Below are 12,610 nucleotides of genomic sequence, written 5' to 3' on the forward strand. Positions count from 1 at the left end.
CCCCCACGAAGGACCCCATCCCATGGACGTACTCTACAAGGCACACGCGACCGCTGAAGGCGGTGGACGTGAGGACGGCCACGCCCGCACCGACGATGGCAAGGTCGACGTCAAACTGTCCGTCCCCACGGAAATGGGCGGCAAGGGCGGCGACGGGACCAATCCGGAACAGCTGTTCGCGACCGGTTATGCCGCCTGCTACCTCGGGGCCCTGCGGCTGGTCAGCGGCAAGGCCGGCACGCCCGTCGGCCCCGACACCAAGGTCCAGGCCACCGTCGGCTTCGGCAAGAACACCCGCGGCGAGGGCTTCAATCTGGATATCGCCCTGAAGATCACCGACCACGGGCTGGATAAGGCTGTCATCGATGACCTGATCCAGAAGGCCCATCAGGTCTGTCCCTACTCCAACGCTACCCGCAACAATGTGGACGTCGCCCTGAGCGCCGGCTGAAACCCGTTCCCACCGTTCGGAACCAGTAAAACAACCACGCTCGCTCCATCTGGATCGACCGGTGTTCGCAACCAACGTTCTGCAGAGGGGTTTCATCCGTCTGCAGCGCTTGGAGGCGCGCCCCCGGAATGTTCGACAAGTTTCAGAGACGCAATAACCGCAAGGCGCGCCTGTCGCACTGGTTCGCCAGCGAACGGGACAGTGATTTGCACGCCTTTGACGTCGTCGGTGTCGCGTCCCGTGTCGGTGCCCTTGTCGTTGCCGTGCTGCGCAAGGGCTCGTCCCGCAATCGTAGCTGACGGTGCCCGGGCCGGTCCTCTCGTCGGAGAGGCCGGGCCTCAGTCCAGCGTCGTCCGGTAGCGAATCATCGCCAGCGTCCCGACCGCCAGCAGGAAGGCCGCCAGCGCCGCCAGACTGGGCCAGGAATCCATCACCCCGCTGCCCTTCAGCAGCGAGCCGCGCGCCACACGCAGCACATGGGTCACCGGAATGATCGAGCCGATCACCTGGGCCCACTCCGGCATGCCGCGGAACGGGAACATGAAGCCCGACAGCAGGATCGACGGCATCATGTAGAAGAACGACATCTGCATTGCCTGCAGCTGGGTGCGCGACACGGTCGAAATCAGAAAACCCAGCGCCAGCGACCCGATGATGAACAGCAGCAGGCCCAGGCTCAGCGCCAGCCAGCCCCCGCTCATCGGCACCGCGAACAGCAGCCGCGCCAGCACCAGAATCAGCCCCGCCTGCACCACGCCGACCAGGACATAGGGCGTCAGCTTGCCGACCATCACCTCCATCGGCCGCACCGGCGTGGCCAGCAGGGCCTCCATCGTGCCTCTCTCACGCTCGCGGGCCATGCCCAGGGCCGTCATCATCACCAGCGTCATCGACAGGATGATGCCCAGCAGCCCGGGCACCACATTGAAGGCGGTGATGTTCTCGGGATTGTAGCGGCGGTGGACCACCACCTCGAACGGCGGTGCGGACTTCGGCCGGGCCAGCGGTCCGGTCAGTTCCCGCGCCAGCGCCTGGGCCGGCAGACCGGCCAGCGCCGACACGGCCCCACCGACCGCCGAGGGATCCGAGGCGTCGGCCTCGACCAGAATCTCGGCTGCCTGCCCGCGCACCACCTTGCGGCTGAAATCGGCCGGGATCACCACCGCGAACTGAACGTCCCCCCGCGCCAGCGCCCGGTCCAGCTCGGCCTGGCTGTTGGCGGCGACGGTGATGCGAAAATAGCCGGTATTGGTCAGGGCGTTCAGCACCGGCCGCGCCATCACCCCCTGATCTTGCACCAGCACCGCCGTCGGCAGGCTGCGCGGATCGCTGTTGATGGCATAGCCGAACAGCAGCAGCTGCACGATCGGCATGATCAGGATCATCGCATAGGTCAGCCGGTCGCGGGTCAGCTGGATGAACTCCTTGGACATCACGGCCCAGGCGCGGCTCAGCGACAACATCAGGCCGCCTCTTCCTGTCTCAGACCGGCGATCAGATGGATGAACACATCCTCCAGCGACGGTCGCGTCTCAGTCCAGGTCAACGGCGGTTTACGCAGCGGCGCGATGGCCGCTTCCAGCGCCGCCCGCTCGCGGCCGGACACATGCAGGGTGGTGCCAAAGGCCGTGGCCATCTCCACCCCCGACTTTCCGCGCAGCTGCGGGGCCAGCCGGTCGGCCCCCGGCCCCTCGGCCAGGAAGGTCACCAGCCCGGCCCCGTCGATGATCTCGTCGGCCGTGCCGCGGGCCAGGATCTGCCCCGTCGCGATATAGACGATCTCGTGGCAGCGTTCGGCCTCGTCCATATAGTGGGTCGACACCAGCACCGTCATACCGGCCGCCGACAGGGCGTGAATCTCGTCCCAGAAGGTGCGCCGCGCCTCCGGATCGACCCCCGCCGTCGGCTCGTCCAGCAGCAACAGGTCCGGCTCGTGCAGGGTCGCCGCCGCCAGCGCCAGCCGCTGTTTCCAGCCGCCCGACAGGGTCCCGGCCAGCTGCGCCCGCCGCGCTTCCAGTCCCAGTTTGACCAGCGCCGCATCGACCCGTTGCTGACGCCGGTCCAGCTCGTGAACCCGGGCCATGAACACCAGGTTCTGCTCGATCGACAGATCCTCATAGAGCGAGAATTTCTGCGTCATATAGCCGACCCGCCGCTTGATCGCCCGCGCCTCGTCCAGCACGTCCAGCCCCAGCACCGTGCCCGACCCGCTGTCGGGTTTCAGCAGGCCGCACAGCATGCGCAGGGTCGTGGTCTTGCCCGCGCCGTTCGGCCCCAGAAAGCCGCAGATCCGGCCCTTCTCGACGGTGATGCCGAAGTCGCGCACCGCATGCAGGGCCCCGAACGACTTGTTCAGCCCGCGCACGTCGATCGCAGGACCATCACCAGCCGGGGCTGCTCCCTCACTCACCGCGCAACCTCCAGCGGCACCACGTCCACAGGCAGGCCGGGGTTAAGCGACGTTGGGTCTTCCGGCGTCGCCTCGACCATGAACACCAGCCGGTCGCGGCTGCCGCGGCTGTACAGCACCGGCGGGGTGAACTCGGCCGTGGCGCTGACCCAGGTAATCCGCGCGCGGCGCAGGCCCGGACAGCCGTCACAGCCGAACTGCACGGTGCCACCGGGCTGGTACAGGTTCGCCGACCGCTCCGGCACGAAGAACCGCACCTTGATCCGCGCGTCCGGCAGCAGGGCCAGCACCGGCTGGTTGGCCTGGGCCCATTCGCCCTGACGGAAGAATATCTGCTGCACCCGCGCCCCGGTCGGGGCCGGCGGTGACAGGGTCCGCAGCACCGCCTCGGCCCCGTTCAACCCGCCCCGCGCCTGCGCCGCCTGCTGGTCGGCGGCCATAATCGCGTCTGCGCGGGCGCTCAGAGCCCCGACCGCGCGCTGGCGTCGCACAGTCTCGACCTGGGCCCGGGCGGTGTCGCGTGCCGCCCGCTCCTGATCCAGACGCGCCGGAGCATAGATGCCACGCGCCACCAGCGGGGCGATCCGGTTGTAACTGGTCTCGGCCTCGCGCAGCTGCGCCTCGGCCGCCGCCAGCTGGGCGTCATAAACCGCCTGCTCCTGGGCCCGCTGACCTTTGCGCAAATCATCGGCATGGGCCTCGGCCGCCGCCAGCGCCGCCGCCGCCGACTCGGCCTGGGCCTGCGGCACCCGTGGATCGATCAGGAAGGTACGGCCACCCGCCGCCACCCACTCGCCCTCGCGCACATACAGGGCCTCGACCGCGCCCGAGACCGGGGCCGCCAGATAGATCAGATCGCCCTCGACATAGCCCGACAAGGTCCGGGGGCCGCTGTCGCGCAGGAACAGGCCCCACACCAGCAGCGCTGCCAGCGCCCCCACCACGACGATCCCCACAACCGGTCGAATCCGTTTCATGGCCGCATGCCTCCCAGCACCGTATCCAGATGTTGCGCCGCCAGTGCCTCGATATCCACGGGCTCGGCCCCGACCGGCTCGAAGGTCTCGCGCCACAGCACGCCCAGCAGCAGCGGCCCCATGATCCCCAGGGCGAACAGGCGCGGATCGCCGGCCCGGATCTCGCCCTTCGCCTGTCCCTGACGGATCAGTCCGGTGATCAGACCCAGCGCCGGAACGATCACCGTCTCGTGCCAGATGGTCGCCAGTTCCGGCAGGTTGCGGCTCTCGACCAGCACCAGCCGGATCACGCCGGACACGCGCCGGTCGCTCGCCAGGGTCCGTGCCAGCAGGCCGACCCCGGCCCGCGCCGCCGCCTCGAACGGCACCTCGGCCCCGGCCAGGTCCTTCAGGTGCGCCAGATTGCCGCCGATGGCGGTGCCGACCACGGCCCGGAACAGGTCTTCCTTGGTCTCGAAATACAGATACAGCGCGCCCTTGGACACGCCGGCGCGCCTGGCCACGTCGTCCAGCCGCGTCGCCGCATAGCCGCGCGCCGCGAACACCTCCAGCGCCGCCGCCAGAATCTCCGCCGGCCGCTCGGCGGGACGACGACGGAATTTCGGTTCACCGGGAGGCAGCATGGACACCCTTTTAATAACTGACCGGTTAGTTATTAAATCAACGGAGTCATTTCGTAAAGCCTCCCCGGCGGATTCCGCGACCACGGCGCTGGACCCCGCCCCTGCGGTTTCATAAGTGTCTGTGCATGACCTCTCCCCTCGACGCCTCCCCCGACCCGCTGCTGACGCTGGAACCGCACCGCAAGGTGACGGTGCGCGAGGCTTTCGGGGTCGATTCCGACATGATCGTGCCGATGTTCGAGACGCGCGACAGCCATGTGCCCGAGCTCGACGAGGCCTATCGCTTCGACCCGCAGACGACTCTCGCCATCTGCGCCGGCTTCGCCTTCGACCGGCGGGTGATGGTTCAGGGCTATCACGGCACCGGCAAGTCGACCCATATCGAACAGGTCGCCGCCCGGCTCAACTGGCCGATGGTCCGCGTCAATCTCGACGCCCACGTCAGCCGCATCGATCTGGTCGGCAAGGACGCCATCGTCCTCAAGGACGGCAAACAGGTCACCGAATTCCGCGAGGGCATGCTGCCCTGGGCCATCCAGCGCCCGATCGCCCTGGTGTTCGACGAATATGACGCCGGCCGCCCCGACGTGATGTTCGTGATCCAGCGCGTGCTCGAGGCCCAGGGTCGCCTGACCCTGCTGGACCAGAACCGCGTCATCCGTCCGAACCGGTTCTTCCGCCTGTTCAGCACCACCAACACCATCGGCCTCGGCGACACCTCCGGCCTGTACCACGGCACCCAGCAGATCAATCAGGGTCAGATGGACCGCTGGAACATCGTCACCACGCTCAACTACCTCGACCACGACGTCGAGGGCGAGATCGTCGTCGCCAAGGTGCCCGAGTGGAACGACGCCGAGGGCAAACGTCGCATCGCCGCCATGGTCCGCGTCGCCGACATGACCCGCAACGCCTTCATGAACGGCGACATCTCCACCGTGATGAGCCCGCGCACCGTCATCACCTGGGCCCAGAACGCCATCATCTTCGAAGGCGACGTCGGCCTGGCGTTCCGGCTGACCTTCCTGAACAAGTGCGACGAGCTGGAACGGCCGACGATCGCGGAATTCTACCAGCGCGCGTTCGGGGAGGACCTCCCCGAGGCGGCGACGCGGGTGAAGGTGGGTTAGGCGTCAGCGTACACGAGCAAGCCCTGCACGTGACCCGCTCTAGTTTCACGTTGGGTCTTGTTGTTCACAGCTTCCCGAGCGGCAAAAGCATAGTCCGCCGGCAAGGCCGCCTCGAAAGCTAGCAACCCAGCCCGCGTCGCGGCCACGTTCAACTCCCGTCCTCCGAAGGAGAACATCTCGACAATCAAGGTGAAGAAATTTGCCTTATTCCACCAGATGGACTCAGCGGGTAGATTCAGCGCGTCAACCTCACTCGCGACCGCATTGAGACGATCCACCACTTCATCAGAAGCATCGAATTCTTCACTGAAATCTTCGAGATACGATTTAACTCTCACGTTTCTATTATAATATCCAGAAAGTACTGTGGTCATAATATTCAATACGAACATTAGAGGCACTTTCCGCTGGAACTCATAGGGTGAGAAGACGTCCGCGGTCGCCAAAAGAACCGGAAAATTTCCACGGGCTCGATCTACTAGCCACGCCCATTTTTCTTCCGATATCCCAGGGTCACGAAGGAAGGCGTTCTCGAATATCTCTACAGGCACCCCTTCAACAGGCTCTCCGCCTGCATCATCCACCTCGTCGATGCCTGCGCTGGCTTCTTGATCAGCTTCATCATCAACTGGAATGTCATCACTCAACAAACGGGCAATAAGCATGTACTCAGAGGCGCTGAATTCCGTTGCCATTCGTTCGATCGCCGAGAGCGAATAGAATGTTCGGTTCAATCGTTTGAACACGTCCTTCAGTCGCGGATCGCCCACGTCAAGATCGAAGTCAATCACCGGTACTTCGTATTTGACGAACTCCGTTTTCTCCTCCGAGGTAAGCTGAAAAAATTTGCGCCCGCCGACTTCAATGTTGCCGGCGGCAAACTCTCTAATTGCGTTAAGTCGCTGCTGGCCATCAACGACGCACGTGAAGGCCCGCATGGTTTCAAGATCTATCGGACCCCGAGCAAGAAAAATTTGCGGAAACGGATAACCTTCTAGAATCGTTTCAATAAATTCTCTCTTGTGAGTGTCTCTCCAGACAAGATTTCTCTGAAAGTACGGGGAGACAATCAGCGTTCCCGCTTTGAGGCCTGAGAGCAAGTCGCCAATTTCGCGGGACGTTACTCTATAGCGCAAATCATTTTGCATCTTCTACCCCATCAACGCATTGATTGCTGAAGATTGCTTCCAGCAAAAAGCGTACTCATTCATGTAAATTGCGATAGAGACTCTACCAAAGAATCTTCTGTAGTTGCGACTCAGTTCATCTTGAAATGCTATCTCAGCGCTTTTCAAGGTAGACTTTGGCATGAAATCCACCAGGATCATTCCTCGCCGTGAAATTTGGTCTTTGAATCGAGAGAGTTTTTCGGCTGAACCAAACTTCGATTGGTCTGAAAAGGCCCCGCTCGCTCCAACAGCAGCCTCCCAGAACTCTATGTACAGTTTCGCATCTATACATGCGATATCTAAATCTGAACGGCCTACCTCATACATTGTGTCCTTTACAGGACTGAAGCCGAGCTGAGAGGATCCAGTAAATACGACAGATCGAAAAGCGATCTTGTACCGCTCAGCGACCTTACTCTTAATTGCAAATTCGTTTTGATGTTTGTCGGCAAGAGCGAACGACTGACGGTCGAGATAGAGGTGCCGAGCACGATCAATGACACCGGAGACACCGGCAAGAGACTGGCGGACACCGCTTCTAATTTGATCTTTCGAAGGTTCTGTCGCTGCCACGCCTCTGCCTTGAATCAACCCGTCCAGGCCGAACAATCTAACGTTTAGAAAGTTTGTTCAAGCACGCGGATAAGTGAACTCGCCGTCGCGTGTCGAGAGACCGGCGCGCCCCCTCATCCGTCAGCCTGCGGCTGCCACCTTCTCCCGCAAGGGGAGAAGGGCGGGCAAATCCCCTGCTTCAGTGCCCCGCCACAAATCCCGCCGCATAGTCCCGCACATCCCCCGGCCACGCCGCCGTCGCCGTCGCGAACCCCCCTCCATCCCCGGCGAACAGGGCCCGCGTCGCGGCCTCATACCCCGGCAGATCCCCGGCCACGGCGGTCATGAAGCGATAGGCCGCCTCGCGCCCCTTGCGCACCCGGTCCGGCCCCTCACTGGCCCGCGCCGCCGCCTCGACCAGTTTGCGCAGGGCGACCGAGGCCCCGCCGGGCTGGGTCGCCAGCCAGTCCCAATGGCGCGGCAACAGGGTGATCTCGCGCGCCGTCACCCCCAGCTTCGGCCGCCCCGGCCCGCGCTTTTCCGGCTCGGGCGACGCCGGGGTCAGCCGCGCCCGCACCGCCGCCAGGTCGCCGCGCAGGTCGAACTCCAGCGGTCGGGCGTCGGCGTCATTGAACACCAGCACCGCCGCCTCCCCCGCCTCACTCGCCGCCTTGACCGCCGCCACCACTTCATGCGGTGACCCCCGTCCAATCAGACGGTGGCCGGCGAAGGCGGTACAGGTGATGTCAGGGGTCTGGGTCATGGGCCGGATTTACCCGGATAAAACCGGCGCGTCAATATTACCCGGGTGAAACAATCAAAGCCCCTCTCCCGGGGGAGAGGGGTTGGGGTGTGGGCGTACGGTGCCACCGTGATCGCACGATAACCCCTCACCCTTTGACGCTTCGCGCCGCCCTTCGGGTCGCGCCAGAACCCTCGCTGACGCTCGGATTCGCTCAAGCCCTCTCCCGCCGGGAGAGGGACGCGATGCGACATGTTTGCCAAAAATCCGCCTATAGGCGCTACTCAAATCCCCTCCTATTCAACCATCTACCCTTTTCCCCCCGCAAAATTCCCGCCCTGGTTCCGGCCCGTGCCATCATCCCCCTGTCCCGTCGCACGGGGGGCTCGCTCGGCCGGCGATCCGCAGCGGCGGCGGGAGCGGATGGAGCGGGCGCAACCCGGAGCCAGACCCTGCGGGGTCGCTTGCCGAGGGGATGCGAGGTCGAGCCGGGTGGAAGGCCGGACGGCCCAGGGGCGGGGAGGAGTACCCGTACCGGTCCAGGAGATGGTCGCTGCCATCCCTGCCCGCCGCGTGCAGACGGACCGCTCGTTAAAAGCGATGCCCATGGTCTAGGCACAGTGGAAACCCGTCCGCGCGGAGCGTCTGACGTTCGCCGAAACGGTATTTATTCAACACACCGGGCGTGCGCCCGGCGCTCCGCCAACGCCCCTCACCGCCCGGGAAACCCGCGCGGGGCTTTCGCGTGGGCTCAGTCGCGCCGGGCATAGCTCCGGTCGTCACCGATCATCGAGCCGGCGATCCAGCTGACGACGCCGGTGACCACGGCGGTGCCGATGCCCGGCCACAGGCCCGCCACGGTGAACCCGCCCAGCAGCCAGGCGACGATGCCGATGGTCGCGGCGTTCACCACCAGCAGGAACAGGCCGAAGGTCACCAGGGTGATCGGGAAGGTCAGGAACACCAGAATCGGCCGCACCACGGCATTGACGACGCCCAGCAGCAGGGCCGCCGCGATCAGCGACCCGGTCGAGGCAAAGTCGACGCCCGGAATCAGGCGCGCCGCCAGCCACAGCCCCAGGGCGGTGACCAAGGCCTGGACGAGGAATCTCAGCATGACGTCTCCTGTCGATAGCCGGACCACGATAGCGCATCGCGCGCCGTCGGGCTCCCCCTGCCTGCCCCGTTTTGATAGTGTGGCACCGACGAGGAGATCCCATGAGTCTGACCGGCCCCTACGACCCCGACAACATTTTCGCCAAAATCCTGCGCGGCGAGATTCCGGCCGTGAAAGTCTGGGAAGACGATCACGTGCTGGCCTTCATGGACGTGTTTCCCCAGTCCGAGGGCCATGTGCTGGTGATCTCAAAGACCTCGCAGGCCCGCAACCTGCTCGAGGTCGAGCTCGAGGTCCTGACCCGGCTGACGGCCGCCGTGCACCGCACCGCCCGCGCCGTCGACCGCGCCCTGACGCCCGACGGCCTCAGCATCATGCAGTTCAACGGCGAGGCCGGCGGCCAGACCGTGTTCCATCTGCACGTCCACATCATCCCGCGCTGGGCCGACCGGCCGATGAAGGGTCACGGTCACGCCCCGATGGCCGAGGCCGCCAACCTGCGCCCCATCGCCGAGCGGATCGCCGCGGCCCTCGATCCCGGCTGATCGGCATCTTGCATCGCGGTCCGTGCGCCAGCATAAGGGCCGCCGTCCGTACACACGGGGCCGGTTTAGCTCAGTTGGTAGAGCGCCAGTTTTGTAAACTGGATGTCGCGGGTTCGAATCCTGCAACCGGCACCATGTTTTCAATAACTTAGCCCGGCTCATTTCCCAAAATTGAAGATCGGGGGCACACCGGGGGCACAGCGCTGGATCCCATCAGACGGTTTCAGGACGCGTCAGAGGGTTTCCGAATTCGGAACAGGACCGGCTGCAACAAGCACATCGCGGGGTAACAAAGGGGCAGTGATCATCGCTGTATGGAGCGATGTCGCGCCTTGTTGCCCATGCAAGCAGCGGCGACCGAGACAAGGTGCCGACTTCGGACATTGCCCCGACACCCCGTCACCTCCGAGAGATATGACACTCGAGGGTCGTCCGATTGGCCGCAGTGTCATGCGGCGGATCCGAGCTCCTGGGGACAGGGGAAGCCTTCGGGCTGGTCGACAATATTGCGAAGCTGAGCCATCAGACCGTGTGTTACGGTTCCCGCTAAAGGCGCGCTGTCCAGTTCTTCTGGCTGGCGTCCGGAACTGACGTACGACTGCGCTAAGGTCGATTTCGTGGATCAGCAGGGAGGGGCGCACATGAAAAGGCTGGTGTTTTGTTTTGATGGAACGTGGAACCGTCTGGAGGCTCCTTTTCCGACCAACGTCGTCATAACGGCGGAGAGTGTAGACCCGCTCGATGGCGATCACGCCCAACTCATCTACTACGACGAGGGCGTAGGGACGAGCTTCCTCCAAAGCCTAGCAGGCGGGGTCTTCGGTGTCGGTATGGTGGCGAACCTCGCCCAAGCCTATCGGTTCCTGATCTTCAACTTCAGTCCGGGCGACGAGATATACGTCTTTGGCTTCTCGCGCGGGGCCTATACGGCACGATCGTTCGTCGGCCTTCTTCGAAACTGCGGCATTCTGCGGCGAGCGGAAGCGGCTCGTGCTTCCGAAGCGATTGAACTTTACAAATCCCGCAGGGACTCCACGCATTCGGATTCTGACGCCATGCGCCAATGGCGGCTGGACTTCACGTCGCAAGTCGTTGTCTCGGACGACGAGCTGGCCTGGCGCCGGGCCCGGCAACCAGAGACGGATGTCGAGGAAGTCCCCCTTCTGAAAATCACCTATCTGGGGGTCTGGGATACCGTCGGGTCGCTCGGCATTCCCTTCCGCTATCGCTGGTGGTTTGATCCAGCCAACCGTCGGCACGCATTCCACGACACGCGGGTCACGGATTTCGTCAATAGTGCCCGGCACGCAGTCGCCCTTGATGAGCGTCGCCGCGACTTCCAACCTACGCTTTGGGAAAGCGCGGATGCACTCAATAAGACCGTTGGGGTCGACCCTGATGATGAACTCGCGCCCTATCAACAGAAGTGGTTCCCGGGCACCCATGGCTCTGTGGGTGGCGGCGGCCCGGAGCGAGGCCTTTCGGACCAGGCCCTGGACTGGGTCCTGTCAGGCGCTCGCAGACGAGGCCTGAAACTGGATTCCACCTCGACCTCCCGAATCTACAGCCTGAATCCGTCGCACCTCGTACCCGTCGATAACGTCCCCCCCGGCTTTTCATTCATGGGATGGATCATGGGACTGTTCCCCTCTGATCGCCGCGGTCCGCGCGCACTCTACGAGGTCAGCCTCAGCGCGCGACGGCGCTATTTGGAATCGGCCGAGGCCTTGCCCGAGCGTTGCGCCTATCGACCGGGGGCCTTGAAGGCGGTCGCCGCTGATCTCGACGCTCTTGACCCTGCAGAGGTCGGTCTCGGCCAACCCTACAGCGGCCTCTACAGCCTCTACGAGGTTCGGGCTCGTGATGCGCTCGGCAAGCTGGCCAAACGCTTCTATGGCGACGCGCAGCAGTGGCCGAGCCTCTACCGCGCCAATCCTCAAATCGAAGACGCCAATCGCATCTACCCTGGCTGGATCCTAAAAATTCCCAACGATCCCTGGGTCGAGCCCGCTTCGAAACCGGCAGCCAAGGACAAGCAGCCATGAAGCGACTTTTCCTGATCCTGGCCGTTACGGTGTCGGCACTGCCGGCAATCGCCCAGGATCGCGCCGAACTACATACCTTGCATTGCCTGAACGGGTGCCCGACCGGGGCCTCGGCGACCAACGACGTGATCGTGCGAGAAATCTATACCCTGTCGTCCAACGACCGTCGCAAGTTCGCGGACTGGGTGGCCTACCGTATCACCAGCGACACGGTCGGAACCTCCGGGGGACGCCGGTGGCAGGCCGACCCCTGGCTGTCAGAGGCTGAAACGCTCGAACCCAATGATTACGACGACGCGCCTGGTACCCTTCAGATCGATCGAGGCCACCAAGCGCCCCTGGCGGCCTTTTCGGGTACCCCCTTTGCCGAAGACACCAACATTCTCTCCAACATCACGCCACAGCGATCCGCGCTCAACCAGGCTTCGTGGCAATACCTCGAAGCACAAGAGCGCCGGTTTGTGGCGCGGCCCTCTCCTGACGATCCCGTGCGGACGCTCTATGTTCTCACCGGCCCCCTCTATGAGCGAATGATGCCGTCGATGCCCATGCCGAACGGCTATGAGCGGCACCGCCTGCCTTCTGCCTATTGGAAGGTTCTCGCGACGTCGGATGGCCGGGTGGCGGCCTTCATCTTCGATCAGGACACTCCGCGATCAGCGTCCTATTGCACCATGCGAACAACGCTCGAGGAGGTAGAGATTCGAGCGGACCTGGAGCTTTTCCCACGGCTCCAAGCCAGGGCGTTCTCGGACCTGAGCCCGGACCTGGGCTGCGTTTCTGCGCCCGTTACGCCTCTGCCTGAGTAGGGGGGCTGTCGTTTCTGAGCGACAAACGCTTTGTACGAGA

At 63.9% G+C, this 12,610-nt stretch carries 14 protein-coding genes and 1 tRNA gene; 7 read left to right on the plus strand and 8 right to left on the minus strand.

Annotation, left to right across the window (positions count from 1 at the left end):
- Positions 1-22: 22 nt before the first annotated feature.
- Positions 23-451 (plus strand): organic hydroperoxide resistance protein, encoded by a 429-nt coding sequence (locus AAC067_RS03390; RefSeq protein ID WP_339929524.1) that lies wholly within the window; start codon positions 23-25, stop codon positions 449-451.
- Between the two features lie 128 nt (positions 452-579).
- The gene (locus tag AAC067_RS03395) at positions 580-750 is read left to right on the plus strand and encodes a hypothetical protein (protein ID WP_339929526.1); all 171 of its coding nucleotides are present in this window, start codon (positions 580-582) and stop codon (positions 748-750) included.
- 39 nt (positions 751-789) lie between these two features.
- Here AAC067_RS03395 and AAC067_RS03400 read toward each other — a convergent pair whose 3' ends face one another.
- From AAC067_RS03400 to AAC067_RS03415, 4 genes are read right to left on the minus strand one after another with little or no spacing between them, the layout of a single operon-like run.
- On the minus strand, positions 790-1,914 hold the full coding sequence (locus tag AAC067_RS03400; RefSeq protein WP_339929528.1) for an ABC transporter permease: 1,125 nt from the start codon (positions 1,912-1,914) through the stop codon (positions 790-792).
- A complete protein-coding gene (locus AAC067_RS03405) occupies positions 1,914-2,861 on the minus strand; it encodes an ABC transporter ATP-binding protein (RefSeq protein WP_339929530.1) in 948 nt (315 codons plus the stop codon). Before AAC067_RS03405 ends, AAC067_RS03400 begins: the two co-directional genes overlap by 1 nt.
- Positions 2,858-3,838 carry an HlyD family efflux transporter periplasmic adaptor subunit gene (locus AAC067_RS03410; protein WP_339929532.1) on the minus strand — a complete coding sequence of 327 codons (981 nt, stop codon included), beginning with the start codon at positions 3,836-3,838 and terminating at the stop codon, positions 2,858-2,860. The genes AAC067_RS03405 and AAC067_RS03410 overlap by 4 nt, the downstream gene beginning before the upstream one ends.
- On the minus strand, positions 3,835-4,461 hold the full coding sequence (locus tag AAC067_RS03415; RefSeq protein ID WP_339929534.1) for a TetR/AcrR family transcriptional regulator: 627 nt from the start codon (positions 4,459-4,461) through the stop codon (positions 3,835-3,837). Before AAC067_RS03415 ends, AAC067_RS03410 begins: the two co-directional genes overlap by 4 nt.
- A gap of 125 nt (positions 4,462-4,586) precedes the next feature.
- On the opposite strand from AAC067_RS03415, the gene cobS reads away from it, so the two are divergent.
- A complete protein-coding gene (gene cobS / locus AAC067_RS03420; protein WP_339929536.1) occupies positions 4,587-5,591 on the plus strand; it encodes a cobaltochelatase subunit CobS in 1,005 nt (334 codons plus the stop codon).
- Here the strand turns inward: cobS and AAC067_RS03425 are convergent.
- The 4 genes from AAC067_RS03425 to AAC067_RS03440 all read right to left on the minus strand — a co-directional run bounded on the left by AAC067_RS03425 (position 5,588) and on the right by AAC067_RS03440 (position 9,171).
- Positions 5,588-6,739, minus strand: a complete 1,152-nt coding sequence (locus AAC067_RS03425) for a DUF262 domain-containing protein (protein ID WP_339929538.1) — start codon at positions 6,737-6,739, stop codon at positions 5,588-5,590. The two genes, cobS and AAC067_RS03425, sit on opposite strands and share 4 nt — an antisense overlap.
- Before the next feature lie 3 nt (positions 6,740-6,742).
- On the minus strand, positions 6,743-7,369 hold the full coding sequence (locus tag AAC067_RS03430; RefSeq protein ID WP_339929540.1) for a hypothetical protein: 627 nt from the start codon (positions 7,367-7,369) through the stop codon (positions 6,743-6,745).
- 142 nt (positions 7,370-7,511) lie between these two features.
- A complete protein-coding gene (locus AAC067_RS03435) occupies positions 7,512-8,075 on the minus strand; it encodes a DUF2239 family protein (protein WP_339929542.1) in 564 nt (187 codons plus the stop codon).
- Positions 8,076-8,805: 730 nt separating this feature from the next.
- Positions 8,806-9,171: a phage holin family protein gene (locus AAC067_RS03440; RefSeq protein ID WP_339929544.1), complete on the minus strand. Its 366-nt coding sequence runs from the start codon at positions 9,169-9,171 to the stop codon at positions 8,806-8,808.
- Positions 9,172-9,272: 101 nt separating this feature from the next.
- Between AAC067_RS03440 and AAC067_RS03445 the strand changes: the two genes are divergently transcribed.
- The 4 genes from AAC067_RS03445 (at position 9,273) to AAC067_RS03460 (ending at position 12,570) form a co-directional block, all read left to right on the plus strand.
- Positions 9,273-9,716 (plus strand): HIT family protein, encoded by a 444-nt coding sequence (locus tag AAC067_RS03445; protein WP_339929546.1) that lies wholly within the window; start codon positions 9,273-9,275, stop codon positions 9,714-9,716.
- 59 nt (positions 9,717-9,775) lie between these two features.
- Positions 9,776-9,851, plus strand: a tRNA-Thr gene (locus tag AAC067_RS03450).
- A gap of 506 nt (positions 9,852-10,357) precedes the next feature.
- The gene (locus AAC067_RS03455; RefSeq protein ID WP_339929548.1) at positions 10,358-11,761 is read left to right on the plus strand and encodes a DUF2235 domain-containing protein; all 1,404 of its coding nucleotides are present in this window, start codon (positions 10,358-10,360) and stop codon (positions 11,759-11,761) included.
- Positions 11,758-12,570, plus strand: coding sequence for a DNA/RNA non-specific endonuclease (locus AAC067_RS03460; protein WP_339929550.1), 813 nt, complete (start codon positions 11,758-11,760; stop codon positions 12,568-12,570). Before AAC067_RS03455 ends, AAC067_RS03460 begins: the two co-directional genes overlap by 4 nt.
- Positions 12,571-12,610 lie beyond the last annotated feature (40 nt).

The organism is uncultured Brevundimonas sp. (assembly GCF_963977465.1).
Taxonomy (GTDB): domain Bacteria; phylum Pseudomonadota; class Alphaproteobacteria; order Caulobacterales; family Caulobacteraceae; genus Brevundimonas.